Origin of the sequence: Methylocaldum marinum (assembly GCF_003584645.1) — a bacterium.
Classification (GTDB): domain Bacteria; phylum Pseudomonadota; class Gammaproteobacteria; order Methylococcales; family Methylococcaceae; genus Methylocaldum; species Methylocaldum marinum.
In genome coordinates this window covers 204,198-226,611 of the sequence record NZ_AP017928.1, presented here as the reverse complement: position 1 = coordinate 226,611, position 22,414 = coordinate 204,198, and the positions used below count along the sequence as shown (strand labels likewise).

Annotated in this window: 23 protein-coding genes; 5 read left to right on the top strand and 18 right to left on the bottom strand. The window is 58.4% G+C overall.

Features of this window, described 5'->3' with window-relative positions; translation table 11 throughout:
- Positions 1–38 precede the first annotated feature (38 nt).
- The 8 genes from sS8_RS01085 to sS8_RS01060 all read right to left on the bottom strand — a co-directional run bounded on the left by sS8_RS01085 (position 39) and on the right by sS8_RS01060 (position 4,637).
- A complete protein-coding gene (locus sS8_RS01085; RefSeq protein WP_119628030.1) occupies positions 39–377 on the bottom strand; it encodes a transposase family protein in 339 nt (112 codons plus the stop codon).
- A 559-nt stretch (positions 378–936) separates the two neighbouring features.
- Entirely contained in the window at positions 937–1,443 is a 507-nt protein-coding gene (locus tag sS8_RS01080; protein WP_119628029.1) for a helix-turn-helix domain-containing protein, read from the bottom strand.
- Positions 1,424–1,801, bottom strand: a complete 378-nt coding sequence (locus sS8_RS27495) for a hypothetical protein (protein ID WP_145986363.1) — start codon at positions 1,799–1,801, stop codon at positions 1,424–1,426. Before sS8_RS27495 ends, sS8_RS01080 begins: the two co-directional genes overlap by 20 nt.
- A 61-nt stretch (positions 1,802–1,862) precedes the next feature.
- Complete coding sequence (locus sS8_RS01075; RefSeq protein ID WP_197716654.1) at positions 1,863–2,888, bottom strand: DUF262 domain-containing protein; 1,026 nt, start codon at positions 2,886–2,888, stop codon at positions 1,863–1,865.
- The gene (locus sS8_RS01070) at positions 2,885–3,433 is read right to left on the bottom strand and encodes a hypothetical protein (RefSeq protein ID WP_119628028.1); all 549 of its coding nucleotides are present in this window, start codon (positions 3,431–3,433) and stop codon (positions 2,885–2,887) included. The genes sS8_RS01075 and sS8_RS01070 overlap by 4 nt, the downstream gene beginning before the upstream one ends.
- A gap of 102 nt (positions 3,434–3,535) precedes the next feature.
- Positions 3,536–3,703: a hypothetical protein gene (locus sS8_RS27870; RefSeq protein WP_170160892.1), complete on the bottom strand. Its 168-nt coding sequence runs from the start codon at positions 3,701–3,703 to the stop codon at positions 3,536–3,538.
- A 47-nt stretch (positions 3,704–3,750) separates the two neighbouring features.
- Entirely contained in the window at positions 3,751–4,164 is a 414-nt protein-coding gene (locus tag sS8_RS01065) for a transposase family protein (RefSeq protein ID WP_119628027.1), read from the bottom strand.
- Positions 4,161–4,637, bottom strand: coding sequence for a helix-turn-helix domain-containing protein (locus sS8_RS01060; RefSeq protein ID WP_119628026.1), 477 nt, complete (start codon positions 4,635–4,637; stop codon positions 4,161–4,163). Before sS8_RS01060 ends, sS8_RS01065 begins: the two co-directional genes overlap by 4 nt.
- Positions 4,638–4,755: 118 nt before the next feature.
- On the opposite strand from sS8_RS01060, the gene sS8_RS01055 reads away from it, so the two are divergent.
- Entirely contained in the window at positions 4,756–5,124 is a 369-nt protein-coding gene (locus sS8_RS01055) for a transposase family protein (RefSeq protein ID WP_328286478.1), read from the top strand.
- 1 nt (position 5,125) lies between these two features.
- On the opposite strand, the gene sS8_RS27490 is transcribed toward sS8_RS01055, so the two are convergent.
- From sS8_RS27490 to sS8_RS01030, 6 genes are all read right to left on the bottom strand, one after another.
- The gene (locus tag sS8_RS27490) at positions 5,126–5,500 is read right to left on the bottom strand and encodes a hypothetical protein (protein ID WP_145986362.1); all 375 of its coding nucleotides are present in this window, start codon (positions 5,498–5,500) and stop codon (positions 5,126–5,128) included.
- Between the two features lie 347 nt (positions 5,501–5,847).
- On the bottom strand, positions 5,848–7,347 hold the full coding sequence (locus sS8_RS01050) for a helix-hairpin-helix domain-containing protein (protein WP_119628025.1): 1,500 nt from the start codon (positions 7,345–7,347) through the stop codon (positions 5,848–5,850).
- Between the two features lie 18 nt (positions 7,348–7,365).
- Complete coding sequence (locus sS8_RS01045; RefSeq protein WP_119628024.1) at positions 7,366–8,607, bottom strand: PP2C family serine/threonine-protein phosphatase; 1,242 nt, start codon at positions 8,605–8,607, stop codon at positions 7,366–7,368.
- A 4-nt stretch (positions 8,608–8,611) separates the two neighbouring features.
- Entirely contained in the window at positions 8,612–9,658 is a 1,047-nt protein-coding gene (locus tag sS8_RS01040) for a TerY-C metal binding domain-containing protein (RefSeq protein WP_119628023.1), read from the bottom strand.
- Positions 9,659–10,049: 391 nt separating this feature from the next.
- On the bottom strand, positions 10,050–10,685 hold the full coding sequence (locus sS8_RS01035) for a vWA domain-containing protein (RefSeq protein ID WP_119628022.1): 636 nt from the start codon (positions 10,683–10,685) through the stop codon (positions 10,050–10,052).
- Between the two features lie 116 nt (positions 10,686–10,801).
- Positions 10,802–12,175: a TerD family protein gene (locus sS8_RS01030; protein ID WP_170160891.1), complete on the bottom strand. Its 1,374-nt coding sequence runs from the start codon at positions 12,173–12,175 to the stop codon at positions 10,802–10,804.
- A gap of 433 nt (positions 12,176–12,608) precedes the next feature.
- Between sS8_RS01030 and sS8_RS01025 the strand changes: the two genes are divergently transcribed.
- Positions 12,609–12,893, top strand: coding sequence for a hypothetical protein (locus sS8_RS01025; RefSeq protein ID WP_197716653.1), 285 nt, complete (start codon positions 12,609–12,611; stop codon positions 12,891–12,893).
- A 229-nt stretch (positions 12,894–13,122) separates the two neighbouring features.
- On the opposite strand, the gene sS8_RS01020 is transcribed toward sS8_RS01025, so the two are convergent.
- Positions 13,123–14,280, bottom strand: a complete 1,158-nt coding sequence (locus tag sS8_RS01020) for an FIST signal transduction protein (protein WP_119628020.1) — start codon at positions 14,278–14,280, stop codon at positions 13,123–13,125.
- A 99-nt stretch (positions 14,281–14,379) separates the two neighbouring features.
- Positions 14,380–16,443: a multicopper oxidase family protein gene (locus sS8_RS01015; protein ID WP_119628019.1), complete on the bottom strand. Its 2,064-nt coding sequence runs from the start codon at positions 16,441–16,443 to the stop codon at positions 14,380–14,382.
- 426 nt (positions 16,444–16,869) lie between these two features.
- Between sS8_RS01015 and sS8_RS01010 the strand changes: the two genes are divergently transcribed.
- A complete protein-coding gene (locus sS8_RS01010; protein WP_119628018.1) occupies positions 16,870–18,762 on the top strand; it encodes a pentapeptide repeat-containing protein in 1,893 nt (630 codons plus the stop codon).
- Between the two features lie 335 nt (positions 18,763–19,097).
- Here the strand turns inward: sS8_RS01010 and sS8_RS01000 are convergent, their stop codons facing one another.
- Together sS8_RS01000 and sS8_RS00995 are read right to left on the bottom strand one after the other, a co-directional pair.
- Positions 19,098–19,769: an NUDIX domain-containing protein gene (locus sS8_RS01000; RefSeq protein WP_170160890.1), complete on the bottom strand. Its 672-nt coding sequence runs from the start codon at positions 19,767–19,769 to the stop codon at positions 19,098–19,100.
- The gene (locus sS8_RS00995) at positions 19,762–20,385 is read right to left on the bottom strand and encodes an adenylyltransferase/cytidyltransferase family protein (protein WP_145986360.1); all 624 of its coding nucleotides are present in this window, start codon (positions 20,383–20,385) and stop codon (positions 19,762–19,764) included. Before sS8_RS00995 ends, sS8_RS01000 begins: the two co-directional genes overlap by 8 nt.
- Positions 20,386–20,454: 69 nt before the next feature.
- On the opposite strand from sS8_RS00995, the gene sS8_RS00990 reads away from it, so the two are divergent.
- Complete coding sequence (locus tag sS8_RS00990; protein ID WP_119628014.1) at positions 20,455–21,096, top strand: isochorismatase family protein; 642 nt, start codon at positions 20,455–20,457, stop codon at positions 21,094–21,096.
- An 11-nt stretch (positions 21,097–21,107) separates the two neighbouring features.
- Complete coding sequence (pncB, locus tag sS8_RS00985; protein WP_232020473.1) at positions 21,108–22,412, top strand: nicotinate phosphoribosyltransferase; 1,305 nt, start codon at positions 21,108–21,110, stop codon at positions 22,410–22,412.
- The last annotated feature ends 2 nt before the right edge of the window (positions 22,413–22,414 follow it).

Genomic DNA, 22,414 nt, shown 5'->3' with positions numbered 1-22,414 from the left:
CACCAATAGAGTTGTTTCCGATGCTAAACAATTGTAAATCAACAGATTTTGTAGTTCCAAAGCCCGGCGGAAAGTGAGAAAAAATAATCCACGAAGTGACCCAGATGATTTCTAATCCGATGCATCATGCAGTGGTAGAACTTCATGCCACCGATGGCATGCTCAACGATGACCCGCGTGGCGGCTTGTTTTCTGTTCTGTTTCTTCTGCTCAGGCGTCAATGTCGGATTAGGGTTTTTCTTGGATTTTCTAGGTTTCTTGTGGGGTAGATGTATTTGGGTACTTTGATAATCTTTGTCCGCGCCCAGAAATCCTAAGTCAAGCCATAAATTGACCTTCTCGAACCACGCTGAACCCGGCGTGAAGACGTCTTTCATGAGTGTGTAGTCATGTACGCTGCCTGCACCCCATTACCCACATCTTTTTACAGCTTTTAAATCAATGGGTTGCCTGCCACACCAAAGTTCCGATTCAAGGCGATGGCCCACTGGCGCAAGCCGAAAATCAAGCACTTGGATCGGCGCGACTGGCCTGGCCTCCATAGGCAAAGGACTTGTGGGTAATGGGGTGCGCTGCCTGCCACAATGCAGCACAAAAACAATATCCTTCGATTAAAGTCGGAGATTACGAGGGATTTGAGCGTATGTCTTTTTTTTCGATTGCGTCGCCATTTTTGGCAAAACCTTTTGGGACTTCCCAGTCACCAAAAGGAGCCAAAAATTGGCGACGAGTAGTGCCTTCGGCGGCCCGCGTTCGTCCTGCGTCCGCCACGCCCGCGTACTCCGCTTCGCTACGCACGCCGGCACGGCTCCCACAATGACTTGACGCCGTGTCGGTGGCCTTCTGTTTTGTCTCCGCCTCCGTTCTCACTCCGACTCCGACAAAACAGCCGGCCCTACGGCTACGCGGGGGTCGTCGCACTTCGCTCCGCTGCCGCTACGCTTCCTGTGCTCCTTCTCCGCTGTAATGCTTTTCCTGTTCAGTTTCATCTTGGGGTCGAACGCAAGCGACCTCCACGCCATCGATCGCTATGTTCTTATATTGATCAATGAGTTGAGAGAATTCTTCTGGGGTTGTTAGCGTGCGCTCCGGCATGACGTTGAGGCTTGTCAACGCTCGCACTAAAACCGGCAGCAACCGGTCGATGTGGGCATGGGCATGTCCGCCACTAAAACCGAAATGAAAGCCCAGAACGTCAAAAGTGGGATAGGTTTTCAGATAGTACAAAACGAAAAACAGCTTTTTCTCGTAAGAATCAAGATAACCTTTAGGGCCGCCCTGTTTGACGTGTTTTATCTCGCCCTTTTCGACACGCTCTCGATCGATGGCTTGAGCGGCCGACTCGAATACTTTGACGAGGGCTGTGAACTTCGCCTTGGGCATTCCAATCAACGATGCCACGATGCGGTCATCGGTTATTTGGCTAAATTTGTCGTAGATCATGGAAGGTTTTTATATTCGGATTTGTTTGAGAAACAAGTGGGCTATCAATACCATGCATTAGCATCAGGTACAACTCTATTAAGCATTCCGTTAGTGCAGCAGGCTTATTAGCTAATGGGCCGGTGACGGGTACCGCGCCGAACAAATCATTAACTCTAATAGTGGCGCCTTTCGCGGGTTTTTGTTTGTCGGCCCAAGTGGCGTTCTTGCATGTGGCGCCAGGCAGCTCGTAACCCATGATGTGCGAAACGTAGTGTGCGCAATGATTTTCAGAATTGTTCTTCGCGATATTAAATGGACAAATCCTACTTATATTCATGCCCAGACTTCTTTCTATATCGGTTGGTATCTTACTCATAGTATTTCCCTCTCTTAGAATTGAATTGTTTGGCGGCTAACGACAAGGTAACGGGCGACCGTTAGGGAGTCCGGTTGACCGTCTTGTTAGCTGCGCTATCGATCAGTGCGGAAATCATCTTTCCACGCGTAATCCTGCTCATGCGGTCATTGCTGGCTTGAAGCGTAGCGCAATAGTATTTACCTGCATCTGAATTATCGTCAGGACCGGCAGCATCGACTGCGGCAAAAAACTGGTCAAGCTCTTCCCGCAAGACCGAAGGGCTGATGGGTTTATCTGAAGCATCAAAATGTCGATATATCTCAACGAACAGCGTAAAGAAATCGGATTTTTTTCTAGCCCTCGACTCCTTTGGGAAATTCATAGCCGAAATGAGATCGAGCACCTTTGTAACGCCAGCTCTAATCTTCTCCTCCTCTGGCACAAACTCATCATACTTTGAGAGAAAGTCCTCGATCTCTTTGTCTCGGTTGAAATAAGGTCCTAAGATACTGGCCAACATCGCCGAGCAATAACGAAGGTCATTCATCCGCCGAATGTCGTTGGCAGAAAATACACCCAGTTCATTGAGCACATCCTGCGATGCCAGCCAATCTGCCAATTGTTTAAATGCCCCAGCGTACCTAGAGTTATTCATCTCCATGGCATTGAGGCCATACGAAGTTGAATTGATCCGCTGAAATACACGTTTTATATCATCTATTGGCAGCGCACCGAGATCACGCACTACCACCTTGTACTCAAGGAACTCGATTTGTTTCTCTTGAGGAAGACTGCTGTACTTGGGGGTCTCAGCCGACAGCCTAAGGTCAGCGGAATCGGTGAAATATTGGAATAGGGTGCTTATTCTTTGTTGGCCATCGACAAGAACCTCAGAACCCTCTCCTGTTCTTGAGTCCACTTTGCCAGCGGCTATATATATTTCCGGGAACGGCAAACCCTCCAGCACTGTTTGAATAAATAGGTTTTTGTCTTTGTTGTTCCATACCAGCCTACGCTGAAAGTCGGGCCGCGGAACAAGTTCTCCGCTCCGAATAGCAGTTAGCAGCGTTCTTAGTCGTCGATTCGATGCCGATGTATCCATCATGCCTCCACCTTGCATTGTTCGATACAAATTTTCTGATATTCCCGGAGGAAGAAGTGAGAATGGTATATTCCGCCTGATATTTTGAACGGGACTCCAGAGATCCTGATGGTGCGGAAGAAATCCCACCATTCGTTACTGAATCTAAATACTGGGCTTGATGGCAATTTGTCTGGCCTTATCCAGCCTTTGGAAAGATACCGCTGAAAGTCATTTCGACTCGTCCAGAATGCCCCGGACTTCTCGAACAAAAAAACTTCCTTCCATACACGTTCGAAAAGCTTGTCACACACTAACGCCACATCGATGTCGGACTCCTCCCCAAAGGACACGTAGCGTTTTTTCGGTTTGATGCTGAATCCTAAGTTGGCCGAGCCCACGATTACTACGTTAGCAAATTCGACACCAAATCGCTGGGCGATATTATCTCGCACAGTATGTGCTGCATCATCAGAGATGGCAGAACAGGATCCGGTAAGAATACACCGATCGTAAACTTGGTCGGCGGTATGATCAGCCAGGAATGCTTTGAAGTCTGCGATAACCATCTTGCGTGTCTTTGCAGCTAACGACGGAAATAAGCGGCGCGCGTTAGCGCGTCCGGCCCGCCTGGAAGGCGGGCGTACTTGATTGAATTGTTATGTTTATTTTCAATCTGGATGATATTCATATTTGATGTAACGATTAGCAAAGAATTCATCTATGTTTTCATTTGTTTCAAATAATTGCGACCATACCTCATAACTATCTATTAGTGGATCGCCGTCTTGAATATATAGCTCCATGTCTGGATGGATTTTAAAATAGACATTAGACATTATCGGAAACCACCTTTCATAACCGGAACAGAGGAAAAGGCCGGCTATCAATAACTCTGGTTTCGGCAGTAGCGCCTGTAATTGTGCAGGCCGCAGGCCAATTCAATGACGACATCGTCGTAGCCTTCCTTGGTGTTCCTGAACACGTCTTTGACGACGCGGCACCGCTTGATTCCCGAGAGGATGTGTTCGATGATCACGCGGATGCTTGAGCGGAGCCGGTTAGCCTCCTGGTCGTCGGCCGAAAGCCGGCCGTTGCGCGGCCTCTTCTTCGGCTGGTGGACTGTGACATTCGCCAGTTCGTGTCCCTGGAAGCCGCTGTCGCGATACAGCTCGACGCCGTCGGGGAACCGGGTCCCTTCTTCGTCGCAGATCTTCTTGTCGTGCTTCTTGCCCTCATGGGTCGAGCCCAAGTACTTGACCTGCCGGTCCTCCAGGCCGCCGACAAGGTTGTTCTTCACGGTGTGGCATTTTTTTTACCGCTGTAGTGGATGCGTTGCCCCAGGTCGTTGACGGGGCGGTTGATGCGCCTTTCCGTTCCGTCTATGCCCAAGTCCTGCCGCGTCTCCTGCTCCAGCCTGGACAGCATCTCCTCGGTGAGCCGGGCGGGCTTGTGCCCGCGGGCGTCAAGTGTCTTATTGAGCACCCTGCTCAACAGGTGGATCGTGAAGTTGGCCTGGGGTTGGCTCATGCCGAACAGATGCGCGATGACCTCTTGCAGAGGGTAGGTCTTCAGATAGAACAGGATGAACAGCAGCCGGTCGGCCATGCTCGCGATAATCGGCGGACGCCCTCCTTTAGTCAGGTTCCTGCCGGTTTCTTCGTCCCATGCCGCCGCAAAAGAAACCAAGAGTTCCTCAAACTCGGAGGCCTTCAGACTGGTCATGGCCATCAATGTCTTCGGCTTTTGCTTCACGTCTTCGTAGGAAACCATACTCTTGCCCTTAGTTCTCTTAGTTCTCTTCGTTATTCAATGACAGACTACCATGCTAGTTTCCGATAATGTCTACTAGATATAGGGTTTACCACGGCAAATCCGAGAGAGCCGCATTGTGGCAGGCAGCGTACATGACTACACACTCATGAAAGACGTCTTCACGCCGGGTTCAGCGTGGTTCGAGAAGGTCGGTTTATGGCTTGACTTAGGATTTCTGGGGGCGGACAAAGATTATCAAAGCACCCAAATATATCTACCCCACAAGAAACCTAGAAAATCCAAGAAAAACCCTAATCCGACATTGACGCCTGAGCAGAAGAAACAGAACAGAAAACAAGCCGCCACGCGGGTCATCGTTGAGCATGCCATCGGCGGCATGAAGTTCTTCCACTGCTTGATGCATCGGATTAGAAATCATCTGGGTCACTTCGTGGATTATTTTTTCTCACTTTCCGCCGGGCTTTGGAACTACAAAATCTGTTGATTTACAATTGTTTAGCATCTGAAACAACTCTAAGAATAAGCTCGAGCTGCTCGCGAGATGTTTGGTCGTGACCATGGACTACAAAGACTTTACCTTTCGCTTCAACCTTTGCGGGTGCGACATCTGAATTCATAGAAACGGTGGTAAATGCTGGTGAAGCGGAAACACCAAGTATTGGTTCCAAACAAGCTTTAAGTCGAGTAGATGCAGTCGGATCACCTTGGTAACTAACCGTTCCGGTGCTTGAATACCAATTTAGAATTGCCCCATCCGTTGTCTTGATTTGGAGAGCATTTTCTATATCACGCTCTTCGAAAGAGTAGCCAAGAGACCGAATTTTCCCAATTAAATCTTCACGAGTGCCTTTGAATTTCAATGTAACCTCTCTTTGATTTATGCATAAGAATTGATTACACAGTTTCTATATATCTACCACTACACTCCTACCACCGAGCCCGTGCCCAAATACTAGCTTTTATAAAACAAGCCATCTTCGTCCATATATCTTCCCAATTTTAGACGATATACCAATTTGCATATCCTGGCCCTCTGGCCCGTTCCACAGCACTATTGATACCTCCAAGTTCTCAAATAAGTCCGCGCAAACCACGCGAACCCGTGTCCGGTTAATCCCGGCACGTCGATCGATCTCCGACCAGCAGCGGGCAAACCCCGCAACTCGGGATCGCTCCTCGAACAACGGTTAAGCCCTCTTCGGTCGCATTACCGGGCGTCAACCATCTGCACAACCACAAGCCGTCCCCCCTCCTCCCGCGACAGCAGCAATTGTTGCCCGTCCTGAAGACGGATCTTTTCGCCTATGGGAATTTCGGTTTTTGTGCCCACATCCAGCATCCCGGGCATGCGCTCGTTCACGAGAAACCAGGCATCATCCCGGAGTACGAAATAACCCACCCGGCGTTTCTGCTCGTCCGAGAACCGCTCGTTCGGAGAGATGGATCGGTCGACGTGCCACGGAAAGAGCGACTGGTTCGGATAGACCATCAGCCGGTGGTTGTCCGGCTTGAAGTGGCCCTCCTGCCGTGACGAATAGAGGTTGAGTACCGGCAGCAGCCCTCGGTAAGGCGTGCCGCAGAAGGGACACCGGGGTCGTGTGGTGTTGTCGAACACGTACCATTTCTGCGCGCAGTCCGGATTCCGGCAGGGCTGGATGAGGTCCGTCGTCTTGACCAGCGCCTGTTCCCATTCGTCGGCCGTGGGGCGCAGCGACGGCTGGTGCAGGCCGTCGATGAAAGCGCGGCTGAAAAGCGGCGCCAGGTATGGGCCCGTCACCGTGTAGGGAATCCGGTCCGTATCCTTCCACGGCATCTCGCTCGGCCGCGCGTTTTCGGGTTTGATGCGGTTGCTGCGGTCATGGGGATGTTCCACGAATAATGCCCTCTCCCCCATCGATAGGGTCTCGTCGAGCTGCGGGTCGGGATCGTGTACCTTGTCGCCGCGCAAGGGATGGCGATATAGCAGATACATGTAGAGCAGCACGGCCAGCGCATGGCGGTCGGTCGCGATGTTCGGCCATTTTCGGGCAGGGTCTTCCTTGGGCAAGTGCGAGGTCGTCACTACCTCGGGGGCGATGAAATCCGGCGTGCCGACCACGTCGGGCGGGTACTTGTCCGGTACAACCAGTCCATCGATATCGATGATGCAGGCATTGCCGCCGACCGGATCGATCAAGACGTTCTTATAGGAGAGGTCGGAGTGCGCAAGTCCCGCGGCGTGCAGCCGGCGGACCGCACGCGACATGAGCACGCCGATGCGCAGGTAGCCGAGCCGGTCGCCCCGCTCCCGCGGGTCGAGGAAGCGGCTTTGGTTGGAAGCCGAGGCGAACCACTTGCCTTCCTTTTCCTTGCCCCGGATGTCCAGGAAGTCGCCGTGCTTCGAACCCCACCGGAAGAAAAAGTGCGGCTGGTAGCTGGGTACCGTGATCCCGATACGCCCGTGCAACTCCACCAGCCCGGTCGGCCAGCAGAACAGATTCTTCCAGTATTCGCCGCCCTCTTGCCGGAAGATCCGCTCGCGAAACGCACCGGTGATGGCTTCCAGCCGATCTCGGCTCTGCGGGCTCGGTCTGTCGCGGTAGAACGCCACGACATAGGTTTTGTCGGGACTGAAATAGACGTCCTTCATGGCGCCCTGGCCGATGATCTCATCGATAAATTCGACGGGCCGACCATCGAGTGTCCTGGTTTTTATCACGGATGCCATCGCCTCCCCCCTTCGTGCTTACGACAGGATCGCGATGGTCCTGTCGTCGTGATTGCCGTGGCTCCAGAAGTCGAGCCATTCGAGCAGCGCCCGGTCCGGCCGGTCGCTGCTCAGAACCGGAGCCAGTTGATCCCACAAACCGTCCCACCGCTGCAGGCCGGCCAGCCCGCTCTCCGTTTCGAAGCACGGGTCCGATACCCCGTCGGTCATGAGCATGAGAGCGGTCATCTCCGGTACCAGCTCGATCCGCAGGCGCCGGGACCGTTGATCGGCATCGGTCACGAGCGCGCGATCCAGGAATCGGGTTTGCCCGGCGAATTCCCCGCCGTCCGGCCGTCCCAGCAGTACGATTTGCTCGCGGCGACGATAGAGCCCCGCGCCGCCGTCCCCGATCCAGAAGCTTGCGACGAAATGGCCCGCCGGGACATGACGGTGCGCCGCCACGATCGAGGTGGTGGCGAAGTCGCGTGCGGTGGCGCTCTTGCGGGCCGCTTCGTCTTCGATGGCTGTGACCGCCGCCAGCGCCGCCCCGCCCAGCAGGTCGTACGCCTGATCGAATACCGGCTTTCTGCCGGCGTCATCCCCCTGCCATTGTTCGATCGCCTCCGCCAGGCGCCGCCCTTCGGCGCCGCTCAAGGCGGCGAGCACATGGTCGCCTGCCCGTTCGGTCGCAAGCTTGGAGCCGTACCGTGAATAGGCTGCGCTCCCCGCACCGTCCGCGACCGCCAGGACGTGCCAGCCGTCCGTATTGCCGCCGATGAAAAAATCGTCTTCGCGGAAACCTCCCGTGTGCGCGTGCGAGCGGCCTCGCTTGCTCGCCGCGATCAAGCGCCGCCCGCCGCTGCCGGGCACCAAGCGGCTGATAGCGTCTTCCTTCCAGTACGGATCGCTTTTGTCGGACGGGACGTTCTTCCACAGTGTCTTCGGGTCGGGATTGACGATGAGCGTGCAGCGGCCTTCCAGGATTCCGCCTTCCGCATCCGCTGTACCGAAACGATAACGCACCCGCACGGCGTGTTCCCCGGCCAGAGTGGGGGTGCCCGCGATGGTGGCCGTGGCGGGGTCGTAGGCGAGTCCGATATCCTGAGGAAAATCGGCTTCCAGTATCGCCACCGCACGGCCCGAGGAATCTTCTCCGGTCAACCGTCCCTGGTAGGGCTGTCCGGCCCTCGCGTTGCGGTCGATGACAAAACGGACCTTGGCATTCGCCGCAGGGGATGGCGGCTGTTCCCCGGCCGGATCATGTCGCGTCGATTTCATGCCGTTATCCCCTGCCCCGCTGCACGTCGAAGTCCTCGCCGCCGCCCGGCAAAAACAGCACGCTCTGGCCGCACCAGGGACAAACCACCTCGCCGTCGCCGCTCAGGCAAAAGAGGCCGCCGCAATGACAGCGGCCGAACGCCGAGGTAGCGCCACAGTTCGGACAGCCGGGGACCCCCAAAAGCACCTCCGTGCTGACGACCAGCCCTTCGGGTTCGGGCGCCGACCATTCGAAATAGTCCTCGGATATCGGATAACAGCCGGCCACCGCGAAGTGCGGGGTCGAAAGCGTGATCCCTTCGATCTCGAAGTTCGGGCTCACGCGCTCGTATTTCATCAGGTAGGGGTGGCGGGTGCGCCGGCAGCGGCCCACCAGCACGACACAATCCTGGTCCGGCACGCCGTCGGACGAGGTGATGTCCTTGACCAGCGTCAACAGCGCATTGTCGGTCTTGGCAAGCGTGATTCCGCCTTCCTGCCCGACCGCCCGGCTCTGCGACAGTACCGAGGCGCTCATCCACTGGATGAACTTGGCGAAGTCCCCGCTATTGCTTTGTTCGAACACCAGCACGGAATCGGTCAGCCGTTTCAGCACCGATAGGTCGGCGTAACGGCCGATGGCGATGGCAACGAGTTGGGCGCGCCGGGCATAGCGGTCGTGCCAGGTCCGAATCGCCTCGTCGACCTGGTCAGTCGGCTTGCCGTCGGTCAGCAGGTAGATGATGGGTTTCCAGTCGCCTTTCCGATCCGGAGTGCTGGTTATGACCTGCCGGTCGAGTTCCTGCATCAGGTGGCGCAGTGCTGCGCCCAGCGCCGTGCCGCTGCCGACCGGCAGCCGCGGAGGGTAAAAAGACGCCACTTCGAGCAGCGGCACCAGGGTACGCGCCATGCCGGCAAAAGCGATGACGGACATGTGCACGGTTTCCAGGGCGTACGGGTCGGTGCGCAGCGTCTGCATGATCCGCTGCATTCCCTCCTCCATGTTCTTCAGATTGTCTCCAATCATGGACTCCGATACGTCCAGCACGAAAAATACCGGCAACCTTCGCATGTTCGATCTCCAAGTTCGTTCCTGCCGTGCAGCCTGCGCGTCGTCTCATTCAAAATCGCCTTCAATGAGGCATCCATTTTGTAGGGTGGGTTACGCCGGAGGCCGTAACCCGCCGAGCGACGTCGAATCGGTGGGTTACGCGGAGCCTGTCCTGAGCCAGTCGAAGGGCCTGTCCTGAGCCAGTCGAAGGGCTAACGCACCCTACAACTAGAGCATTTTTCGATTCGGTGTAAGGGATCCCGATATGTAGGTCGGCAATCCCTTGCCGACTTACCGGCTCGGCAAAGGGCTTTGTCGGCAAGGGATTGCCGACCTACAGTCTTCCTTCCCGACACGAATCCGTACACCGACATGAAAAACGCTCTAATGTTTGCTCGAATGCCTAATGGAATCAGAGCACGAGCCGCACTTCGGCCGGGGGCGGCGGAAGTGTCCTCTCGCCGGCCGCTCCCGCGCTGCAGCTGCCCATTGCGACGCTCGCCGAAACCCATTTGAAGAACTGCGTGAAGGACACCCCATCGAGCGTGTCCAGGCTCACCACTTGATCGGTCAGTTTCTTGAGATAGTCTTGCCTGGCTTTGGGACCCGCCGCGCAGGCCACGATGTTGCCGAACGGCTTCGTCTTCATGGCGGCGACGGCGTTCTCGTAGGCTTGAATGTCGGAGGGAGTGCCGTCGGTCATGAGGAACACCAGGGGGCGCCAGTCGCCCTTGCGGTCCTCGGCGCCGCGCACCAGGTCACGCTCCATGCAGGCCAGGAGAAGCTCCAGGGCCGCACCCAGGAACGTGGCGCCCGATTGCGGCACTTCGATCTCGGGGACTTGTACCTGCTCCAGGTGAGTGAGCGGGAAAAGTTCCCGTGCCGTCAGATCGAAGGTAATGATGCCGAGATGAACCGACTCCAGCGCGTACGGATCCTGCCGCAGCGCATTGACCAAGACCCTCAGGCCGTTGTTGACGGCCTGAATCGGTTCGCCGCGCATCGAACCGGAGGTATCGATCAGCAGGTAAACGGGTAAGCGGCGCATCGTGGTCCCCCTTGTTGATGGCCATGAGCGGAACTCCGCTCGCAGTCAGTGATTCGAATAATTGTGTGAGCCACGAAGCGAGGCCCGCGGCCGACGCCCGTGTGGCCGGTACTCGGCTAGCCCGCCAGCACCCCCTTGTCGCGTGCCGCTTTCAGCCAGTGTGGATACTCGCCCATCAGCAGCTCGTACATTTCCTCGTCGCTGGGCTCGGCGGGATTTTCGACTTGGAAGAAATTGGCATTGTCGATGTGCCGGCCCTGCAAGTTGTCGAGATGAGCCAGAAATGTGAAGTCGGACGCGAGCAACCGGCTGAAAAAGCCCTTGGCCTTGTCCTTGCGTGGGCCTATCGCCATAAATTGCCAGAATAGCCCTTCTCGGGAAGCTTCCCGGATCTGCTCCTCGGCGATGGGTCGGTCCTGGGTGTCGCCGTCGGTCACGAACATGACGTACACCGGGACACGCCCGAAGGACGAATCGGCCCGATAATGGCCCCGGATCATCTGCATGACCTTGCCGTAGCAGGTGCCGCCCTCTAGCCTATAGCGGCGCTGCATATCGGGTACGAACGTCGTGTAGTTGTCGGCTCCGACCGAACCGAAGTCGTGGGCGTGTTCGCCGAACAGAAAAACATCGATGCGGCCGTCGTCGTCGAAACGGAGTCCCAAGGCCAGGACGCGCCGGACCAGGGTATCGATCGCGCCGCTTCGGTACAGCCCGGACATCGAGGCGGAGATATCGAGGCATAACGCCACCTTGGCCTGATGATCCTCCAGCCCTTTCTTCGCTAGCGATACGCCCACCTTCTTCACCAGGCTGACGAGTTGTGGGTCCTTTTTTTCGAGATCGATGAGCCTTTTTTCGAGACTGATGCGCCGCTGGCTCTGCTCCGATAGCCGCGAGGCAGTCGCGGCACCGGCGGCGCCATCATCCTCGACGCTCAGACCGAAATGCGTGGCCAGCGGCCCCAGCCCGCCCTCGAAGCCCTGCCCGACCGCGCGGAATTTCCACTCGTCCATGCGCCGGTAGACCTCGCAGAAGATCATCGCCGATTCCGTGGCACCGGCAAGGGGCAGTTCGAACCGCGCGATCTCGGTCGCACCGGACACGTCGATCAGGCTGGCCCAGGCGGATTGCAGGCGTCCGAACGACTGGTCGCGAGCTTGTCCTTCGTGAATCGTGACACAAAAGGCGATACGCTCAACGGTCGAAGGTATCGCCCCCAGATCGAGCCGGAATGCTTGCGCATCGCCCCGGGCCGGCGTCTCGACTTCAACGGCCCCCTCTTCGCTGCGCGCATTGTTATAGAACACGATGTCCGAATCGCCGCGGACCTTGCCGTCCGCCTTGAGGAGGAAGGCACTGGCGTCGATCTCCATGCCGGGGACTTGAGACGGGGACCAGCCGAGGCTTACACAGACACGGGAGGGACGCGAAGCGGCCTGGCCGATGGACACGTTGCCGCCGCGCTCGAGGATCATTCGGTTTGTCATTTTTGTTTTCTCCGCTCCGATTGCGACCGACCGGAACGACTCGCCCGGTTCCGATCGCTTTATGTACATTCGAGGACAGCATCGGAGGCTGACACCCGAAATCATGGCGGTCCCAACCTTATCACTCCCGCCGAGACCGTAGTGAGCGATTTCCTTTCGGCCAGGCTAAATTTAGTCGAACATCGGCGAATTTTCCCGCGTCGTTTCCTGATCGGAACCCTCATGCTCGCCCTGTCCGCGGCGGTCCATTCTTCAGGATACTCAATGTTCCCGAGCGATGCCGCCATGCCCGTTGCCAGCCGTGTTATTCTTCGGACCCGATGTTACGTCAAACGGCATAATTCCAAATCACTTTCAATATGGGTTTCGCTTCGCTCTACCCATCCTAGGATTAATGTTCATTCGAATGCCAAGTGGAATAAGGGGAATAACTGTGGCGCAGTGGACTGAAATTACTGAAGAAAACAGGGATGAATGGTCGCGTAAAGGGATTTATCTCTTCCTCGGTACGAAGCTATCGTACGAGCTCGGGCAAGTGCACCGGGAGGACGGCCCGGCCGTGTTGAGTCCCGACGGCGTGGAACGCTGGTATGTGCGGGGACGGGAGATCACGGCGGAGGTGAAAACGTTGTTCCGCGAACACAAATGGGACCTGGCCAAAGGCTTGGATACGCCGGAAAAGCTGGCGCTGTTCAAAGCCACATTCGTCTCCGCGTAGCCAAGCCTCACGCCTCGCTCACTCCAAAAGGAATTCCTTTGTAGCGCGGCTTAAGCCGCGAGGCGGTAACTCATCGAACGGCCTCAAATCGGTGGGTTACGCGGAGCCTGTCCTGATCTCCGTCGAAGGGCCTGTCCTGAGCCCAGTCGAAGGGCCTGTCCTGAGCCCAGTCGAAGGGCCTGTCCTGAGCCCAGTCGAAGGGCTAACGCATCCGAATAGGTCCCGTTCGTCAAACCGGCGAGGTGAAGACCGTCAGTACTCCGGTATAGCCGTAAAGATGATGGCGAGCGATTTCGCCGCCCGCGAAGAAGCCCACCAAGGGCACATCGCCGAGGGAATTGCTGACCATTTGGAATTCCGCGTGAGGCTCGCCGAAATGAGGTCCGCCGCGACCGGAACAACTGATGTAGAGTGCCCCGTCGATGCGCCGGCCGGTGCCGCATTCGGTCCTTATCTCGTCCACGATGCGTAGCAGATCGCGCTTCGCCGCTTCCGCGTTGCGCGTGCAGAAAGCTAGTCGCATGCCGGGTTTCATGTGTTCCGCAACCACCAGGACGCCGCTTTTCCGCCCCACCCCGACCAGGTGGCGAACCTCGGTATTGGTTCCGAACTGCCCCGGTTTGGTCGGAACGTCCTCGTCCGCCGCGATCAGCCCGGCGAGGGTCATCGCCAACACCTGCCTGAGCTCTTCATCCGAGATGTCGGAGTTCAATCCCAGGTCGCGCAATACGCAGTCCAGCGCCCGTTCGCCGTCGAGCGTAACCAGGAGGTTACCCTCGCTGCGGGTAATGATGCGTTGCGGACCGATCGGCTGGCAGCCCTGGGTGACGCGTGACAGCATCGGAACCTCGGGGCTGAACGCGACACCGGACAAACCGGTCAGGAAAATCTCGTCGGCGAAGTGGAGCGTTTGATTGCGGGCGGAGGACAGACCGCCGAAAAGATATCCGGTCATGGTCCGCTCGCTCAATTCCTTGAGTTGCTCGTGCAAATCGGGGATCCTGCCGTCGGCATGGACTAGGGCGGTGAAAGCTTCGAAACCCGCCGCCGGCGCTTCCAGCGGCTTGGGTCCGGAAAATAGCTGAAACGATTCCGGAGGCATGCAAGCCAGCATCAGTGCCATCCCCGGCTCGCCGATGTATTCCACCGAGCCGACTCCGACGCCGATGCCGATGGTTCCGACCCAATGCGTTTCCGGAAAGCGCTGTTGCAGCGCGTCGAGAATCGCACCAGCTGAGGCTGTGTAATTGTCGGAAAGATAACACCATCCCAGGGTGGGTTTTTCACCTCGGAATGTTTCGAGCTGCTTATAAACCTGGCTCCAGCACTGGCCCAGAGCGACCCGCCAGTCGGGATGGCCGGCATGGGCATGAATGAAAGTTGTCATGGGTGTACACGCCGATTGAACGATTTCAATCGACGTGCATACATCGCGCCATCAAAACCGGAACGCTTCCACGCCGTCCCGGTCCGGCGCGCCCGCCGCCTAGTGGTGGGCGACGACAGCAGTTCCGCCCTTGCCGTCCGGAATACCGATGGCGACGTTCTGCATCATGCCCCGGTCTTCGTGATCGAGGATGTGGCAATGCAGCACGAATTCACCGATGTAGCGCTGGTAGCGTGTCCGCACCACAAGCGTGTAGATGCCGCTTTGGGGCGGTGCGCCGGGGGCAATCAGGCTTTTCACCCACAGCGTATCCTTCCATACGCCTTTCAAGCCCCGATACTGCGGGTCCACCGTTCCACCGGCGTCATCCACCGCTCCCGGCCAACTGACATCCTTGCCGTTCGGATCGAGAATCTTGACGATCTGGAACGGATTGACGTGGATGTGGAACGGATGGCTGACCAGATGCGATTGCAGCGTCCATTCGTCCACGCTGCCCAGGGTCAGATTACGGTCGATGCGATTCGGATCATAGGGTTTGAAGTCGGGGGGCGAGCCCAGGTCGTTGCTGACCTCGAACAGAAAGGGCGTCTTCGACAAGTCGATGTAGAAAGCCAGCTCCTGCTTGCCGTTGACCTCGCTGTCGGCGATGTCCGGATGCGGCGTGAAACGGGTAAGCTTCAGCCCGTCCTTGAGATCGGACACGACCTTGGACCGGATCGCAACCGGCATGGCGCGCTGGGCAGCGGCCACCAGTTGTTTGGTCAAGTGGGCGTGGACGTCCTGGACTTTCCGGCCTGGACCAGCCACCACCACGCCCAGCAGTTGGCGGCTCTCCGCCGACTGGCTGACGCTGGCCTCGGCCGGGGCGGAGGTATCGATCACGCAGTACGGGCCGGCTTCCGGGAACACCACCAGGGCATCGCTGCGGTAGCCGGGCTGCAAGACCGTCACCGGAGTCTGCCAGGCCGCTGCCCGGGTCAGGCCGTCCTCGGCGATGACATGGAAGGGAACCGGATCGCCCACGCAGTTGTCGCCAATGAAGCGGTCGACTTCGGCAGCTCTCAGCTTGGGTACGCGGGGGGCATCGGCCTTGAGGCGCCGGAATTGCAGGCTGATGGTGTCGCGCACGCCGGCGTGAATCATCCGCCAGCGCTCGATCTCGCCGGCCCTGGCCTTGAAAGTCGGCAGAACGGCGCCGTTGATGCTGGTGTAGCGGCCGGACAGCGGCCAGCTGCCGGGACCGAACTGGTCATAGGATTCGACGCCGTGAATACCGGCTTTGCCGTCAGGACAATTCCAGACAATTTGCCCGTTGCCGTCTTTCAGAACATTGCCGTTTTCGTCGAGACAGGCGTACTGGATCTGTTGCAGCACCAGCACTCTTTCCCGCAGGGGCTGGCCGTTGGGGTTTTTCAGCAGGGTGTCGATGTCGCCGTTGGCGGTATCGCTGGGCAGCCGGTCGCCCCGCACGATGAGGGCGCCGGCCATGCCGCTCGAGACCTGGAGCGCGGTCGAGCCGTGCAGGTGCGAGTGGTACCAGTAGGTCCCGGCGGGATGGTCCGGCGGAAGGTTGTACTCGTACTGAAAGCTCACTCCGGGATTGATCGTCAACAGCACGTTGTCGCTGTTGCCGGTCGGGCTGATCCACAAGCCGTGCCCGTGCAGGTTGGTGCTGTTCAAGCAATGCGGGGTGTTGACATCGCCGTCGGGCGAGGGGCAGCTGGGATCGGCCGGCAGCTTATTGTTAAGCGTGATACGCACGGTATCGCCCGGCGTCACCTCGATGGTGGGCGCGACGAAGGGGCGGTTCGGATTGGTGTCGGTCCCGACGTAGCTGCGCAGACGCACCTTGTCGTACTTTCCGGTGGCCGGATTGTAAAGCTGGCTGTCGGTGTAGACGATGTTGAGGTCGAGCTCCCGCTCCATGCCGACCCTCGGCCCTGGCGTCGGACGCGGCATAAGGGTCATCCGGGGTGGCGGCCCCTTACGGAGTTCAAGCCGGGGCGGATCTTCCACCACGCGCTCTTCGACCGCCGCGCGAGCGGGCGAGGCGCTCCATAACGCGAGCGGAGTCATCGCGGCCAGGGCGACGGCCATTCCGGAGATAGGCGCCTTCCCCACGAGATCCAGATGCCGTCGAATTCTTTTAGTTTTGCTCATTGCATAATCCTCAATTGTTAGTGTTGTTTTGAGAAGACCGTGACCATCCGCTGTACGAGGCTTCCTTAGCCTTTAACTGTCCACGCTTCACCCTGACGGTCGAGGATGAAATCAGAGTTCACGAGCCCATCTGAAATGGCGATCATTTCCTGGGCGATCGTCGATACCGGAGAGGAACGCCCGTCTCTTGCTCCGCCGAGACGGCGAGTACGGCAGAACAGATGCTGCCGTTTGCTCGGAGGAGACGGGAAATGGACTGACAAGCCGGAAAGTGTCATTAGATTGATACAAGTCCCGGCGCTGAGCAAGACGAGATGTCACCGGCAGTTTGTGCGATAGTTCGCACAACGTGCGACAGTGCTGCCGAGATTGCCGTCCGGCTGCCCACAATCGGCCCCGGCTCACCCGCCAAGGAGAGCATCATCAATGGCACAGGGAAACGAAATACACGCCGTCAAACTCCTCGACGCCGTCAACGAAGCGTCGCGCGCGGTAGCCGCACGCTATGCGGCATTTCTGACCGTCGTAGCATTCATAGGCGTCAGCGTTGCAACCACGACCGACGAAATGCTGGTGCGGGACAGTTCTTTGGTCCTGCCGCTCCTGAACGCGCCCATCCCGATCAGCGGCTATTTCAGTTTTTATACCGTGGTGCCTTGCCTGGTTCTCCTCCTTCACGCCGGCCTCCTGCTCCAGTTTTCCCTACTGGCGGAGAAGGTATGGCGTTTCGAAGCGGAGGCCGCGAATCTCAACGAAAACCAGACCATGCTCCAGCATGGCCGCCTGGCCCAATTCTATTTCGTTCATTTTCTCGCAGGCAGGGAAATAGCGGGCATCCGGCGCTGGATTTTGGGCTTGGGCATCTGGTCATCCCTCATGGCCCTCCCGATGCTCCTCTTATTATGGGTGCAGGTACGGTATCTGTCCTATCACGACCCGACGACTACCTGGATTCATCGGAGCGCGGTCGTGGCGGACAGCATTCTGCTCGCGTGGTTCGGGTGGCGAATCCTGTGGCGCTCCACTGCCGAAAAGCTGGCCTTGGCCGGCCCGGAGGCACGCCGCCCGAGGCTGTGGCAACCCGTTCTCGGACTGCTGGCCTGGATGTTCGTTCTCGTGTTGGGCACAACATTTTCATTGTTCTTCGCGAAGATTCCCGAGGCCGGGACGGGACGGTCGGCGCCGACAGCGGATCCGGACAAGCTGAGCGGGCGTTGGCTCAAGCTGAGAAACCTGGATCTCCGGGAAAAGATACTCACTGCAAATCAGCCCCTCGCCGCCACCGTGATCAATGACCTGCGCGAAGGCGATATCGAAGATAAGGAAAAGGCCTTGAAGCAGGTGGTTGGATTGAATTTGCAGCACCGCGACCTGCATAGTGCGATCCTGTTCAATGCCGTTTTGCCCAAGGCGGATTTCAGAGCCCTGCGCAACCCCGATGGAAAAATACTGTCCGTGACGTCCTTGGAGGGGGCTTATCTGGCGCTGGCGCAGATGCAACATGCGCTGCTGGACGAAGCACGGATGCAGTGGGCAAATTTGTCGGATGCTGAGTTGCAGTGGGCGTCATTGAAGAATGCGGAACTGCAGAATGCCAAATTGAGTCATGCCGCTTTGCAATGTTCGGACTTGAGCTCCGCTGATTTGCGGAACGCCCGGCTGGAAGGCGCTCATCTGGAGGGCGCGAACCTATCCGGAGCCGACTTGCAAGGAGCGCATTTGCAGGGCGCCCGATTGCAAGGGGCACTTTTGCGAAAAACGCGATTGCAGGGAGCACTATTGGCGACGGCCGATCTGCAGGGAGCCGATTTGTCGGAAGCCCGGTTACAGAATGCCGATCTATCGCGGGCCAAGCTGCAGGGCGCGATATTGCGGAAGGCTTTTGTGGGAGGAGCGCGGTTCGATGAAGCCGACCTGGCTTGGGCCGATGTCCGCTCGATCGATCGCGATGCGTCCGCCCACGGCCGGAAGGATACTCTGGACAGGGCCAGATCGGCCCCCGAGTCCTTGTGGTTGTGCTCCGACGAGCGGCCGTTCGAGCAGTGTGCCGGCCGGAGAGATGTCGATCGCCATCGAAACGCGCTGGACATTTACCTCTCGAAGCTTGCCTGCGCCGATTTGTTCGTCGCCGAAGGCATGGTCAAGCAAATCAGACTCATTTTCGAACAGGAGCCCGATGCCTATCCGACACGGAAAACCCTGGCCAACACCCTGCTGGAGGCAGACAGGTCCGAGGTCGAGTGCCGCGGTCTCAAGGCCTTGCCGAGTAGGGCCAAACAGAGCTTAAGGTCCATTTACGGCCGTTCCGGAAACGAATAAGCGTAGAAACATGCAATCCGATAGGAAATCAAGGTGCAACCCACGGGCGAGCGGCGTAATGTCGCGCATGGATTCGCGACCTACAGCGGCACAGTCGCAGGTCGGCAATCCTGTGCCGACGAAGACGCTCGGGCGGGGCGTGAACATCGGGAAGAGATTCCCGACCTACGACCGAATGCCCGTACAGCCTTCGCAGGTCGACAATCCTTTGGTAACGGTGCAGGCGGATCAACGGGTTCCACGCGCTGCGCTCTCGTTCCGCATATCGTGATGGAATGTACTTTGCCGCTCCGCCCGGCGCTGTTCCGGAGCACCCGAGCCCACGGATTGTCCCGTCATTGCGCTGCGTCCAGAAAAGTGCCGAGCTGCTCGGGATCGAGCCGGTAAAGCTGAGTTTGTTTCTTCCCCACCAGCTTGGTTTGCCCGGACTTCTCCAGCCACGGTCCCGCCGCCAATCGGCGTCTCAGCGTGTAATTCGGGCAGGGCGCGGCGATGAGCCCGTGATAGAGGCGTTCGAGCTCGGGCACGGTGAACAATTCCGGAAGCAACAAGGCCGGCAGCAGCGAATATTCGGCTTTGGCGCGCAAACGCCGAACCGCCACGGCGAGAAGTTCCGCATGATCGAAGGCGAGTTCGAACCCGACCATATCCCCATCGACGGGAAACCAAGCCACGGCCGAAACGCGGTCTCCCGCCCGCAGACGACATTCGCCCGGACGCACCAGGGCCATGAACACCGTGGAAACGCTATAACCCCGCGGGTCCCGGAGCGGGCCGCTGACGGTGATCACCTGTTCGAGGTAGACCTTGGCGAGCCCGGTCTTGTCCCTGAGGCGGCGGCGAGCGGCGTGCTCGAGACCGGGATCGAGATCCGGCAGCAGCTCGGCGCCGGGCAAGGCCCACATCCCCGCGAACGGTTCCGCCGCACGCTGCACCAGCAGGACATGCAATCGGTCGTCGATCAGGCCGAACACGACGACGTCGGCGGTCACCAGAACGCTATTCATTCGATGCACTATCCTTGTATAAGCCATTACTCAGCAGATGCCCAGTCAGAGCCACACCGAGCACCCGTTCCAGCGCCTCGCGATTCGGCCGGGCACTGCCGAGCTCGGCGCGAATCCAGGTGCTGCGCACCGGAATGCGCTCCTTTAGCGTAATGATGCCAAACTCCTCCACCAGACGCTGATAAGCCCGGAACCGCCGAAACACCTCGGGTGCCGCATTGTCGGGACCGAGTGCGAGATGAAGCTCGGCCTGCGGGTGAACCGTGCGCAGATGTTCGAGGACGTCGATGGAATACACGCGTCGGTCAGGCGCCGGGCGGGCGAGCTCCGCCTCGAGCCCGGAAACGCGGATGCGCCGTTCGCCCGGAAACCGCTCGGCGACCAGCAGTTCCGCCATGGCGAGACGCTGCGCCAAGGGTTTCATGGTTTTCCCGAAGGCGTGGCCGGCCGAAGGCAGGAAATAGATAAGCTCGTACCCCAACGCCAGAAGCTGAGCCAGGCAGTCCATGTGGCCCAAATGCGGCGGGTTGGCTGCCGCGCCGTAGACGGCGATGCGTAGCGGAGGCGTATTCATGGCGGCAGTATGCCCGCCGCCCTTATAAAAATCAATTTGCACGGTGATTAATAATGAACTACGATACCTCCACGCTGCTGTTAAGCCATTCCCGAGCCAGAGGCTGTCAACATGGAACTCCCCGGAACAAATATCATTGCTGCTTTCGACGTCGATCCCCAGAAAGGCTTTACTCCTCTGTGCCCGGACGAACTGCCCGTGCCGGGCGGCGATGAAATCGTCGACGAACTCAATCGTCAGGCGAGCCTCGCGGACCTCCGCGTAGGCTCGAAGGACGCCCATAGTCCGGCCGCCGTCTGGGTTGCCGGCCCCGATCGCCCCATGCTGTCGCCGGTCCGGGGCGCCAATGTCGACCTGGCCTGGAACCTTCATTGCATCCCCGGAACCCGCGGCTTCGAACTTCTCGACGGACTTCCGGCGCCGGCCGAGTATGATTTCTTCGTCTGGAAGGGTGTCGAGCCGGACATGCACCCCTACGGCGCCTGCTATCACGACCTGGCCGAAACCCGCTCCACCGGCGTCATCGAGTTCCTCGGGAAACGGCGGGTAACGACGGTTCTGGTCGGCGGCCTGGCGCTCGATTTCTGCGTGAAGACCACGGCACTGCAATTGCGCCGCGCCGGTTTCGAGGTCGTGGTCAACCTGGCCGCCTGCCGCGGCATCGCCGACGAAAGTTGCGCCGCTGCACTCGATGCATTCGCCCGGGCGGGTATCCGAACCATCGGATGTGCAGCGGATTTGGTACGCGTTTGAGGAAGTCCATCATGAATAACTCCAACCAGAACGAAATCTTGCCGCTCGAGGCCGGCGTCGACCGCTACCTCAGCATGATCCCGGAGCGTCCCGGCGCCGGCCTGCACGCCTCGGTGCACGACTTTTACTCCGAACACGGGCGCCTGCCTATCGTAACCTCGCTAATGGAGGACGATCTTTACAAGATCACCATGCAGCAAACCCTGCTCCACCATTGCCCCGGCGCGGAAGCCGAGTACCGCTTCGTCTGCCGCACCCGGGGCGTGGACCTTCGGCCCCTGATGCCCGACATCGAGCTGGAGCTGGAGCACCTGAGCAGGCTGCACTACACCGAGTCCGAGCTCGGTTATCTCGGAACCCTGCGCTACATCAAGCCGGACTTCGTCCATTTTCTGCGGCTCTACCGGCTGCACCACCCGTTCGTGGAACTCCGCGCCGGGGACGAACAGCTCGAAATCCGCATCCGGGGTCCGCAAGTCCACGTGATGCGCTTCGAAATCTTCCTGATGTCCATCGTCAACGAACTGTATTTCCGAGCCTTCGATACGCCCGAAACACGCGCCGAAGGCCTGCGCCGCCTGAACGACAAGATCGAATTCATCCGGGCGGAGATCGGTGACCGGAGCGATTTCCGATTGAGCGATTTCGGGACGCGCCGGCGCTTCAGCCGGGAATGGCAGCACATCGTCGTCCGGACCCTGAAGGAGCGGCTCCCGGAAATCTTCACCGGCAGCAGCAATGTCGCTTGCGCCCGGGCCTATGGCGTGACGCCCATCGGCACCATGGCCCACGAGTACCTGCAAACCTTTCAGGCTCTGGCCTATCGGCTGGTCGACAGCCAGAAAGCCGCTTTCGAGTGCTGGAACCGGGAATACGACGGCGACCTCGGGATAGCCCTCACCGATGTCATCAATCTCGAAGCCTTTAAGCGCGATTTCGGCCTGAAGTTCTGCAAACTGTTCGACGGCGTCCGCCACGACTCCGGCGATCCCTTTCATTGGGCGGACGCCATGATCGAGCACTTCGAGAGCTACCGCGTCGACCCCGGGCAAAAGACCCTGGTATTCAGCGACGGACTGACCGTTCCCAGGGCCATAGCCCTGTTCCGCCACGTCGGCGGGCGTGCCCGTACCGGTTTCGGCATAGGCACCAACCTGACCAACGACCTGGGCCCGGACCCGCTCAATATCGTGATCAAGGTACTGCGCGTCAACGGCCAGCCGGTCGCCAAGATCAGCGACGCGCCGGGCAAGACGCTGTGCGACGATCCCGGTTACATCGCTTATTTGAAACATGTCTTCGGGGTCGAGGAGTAATC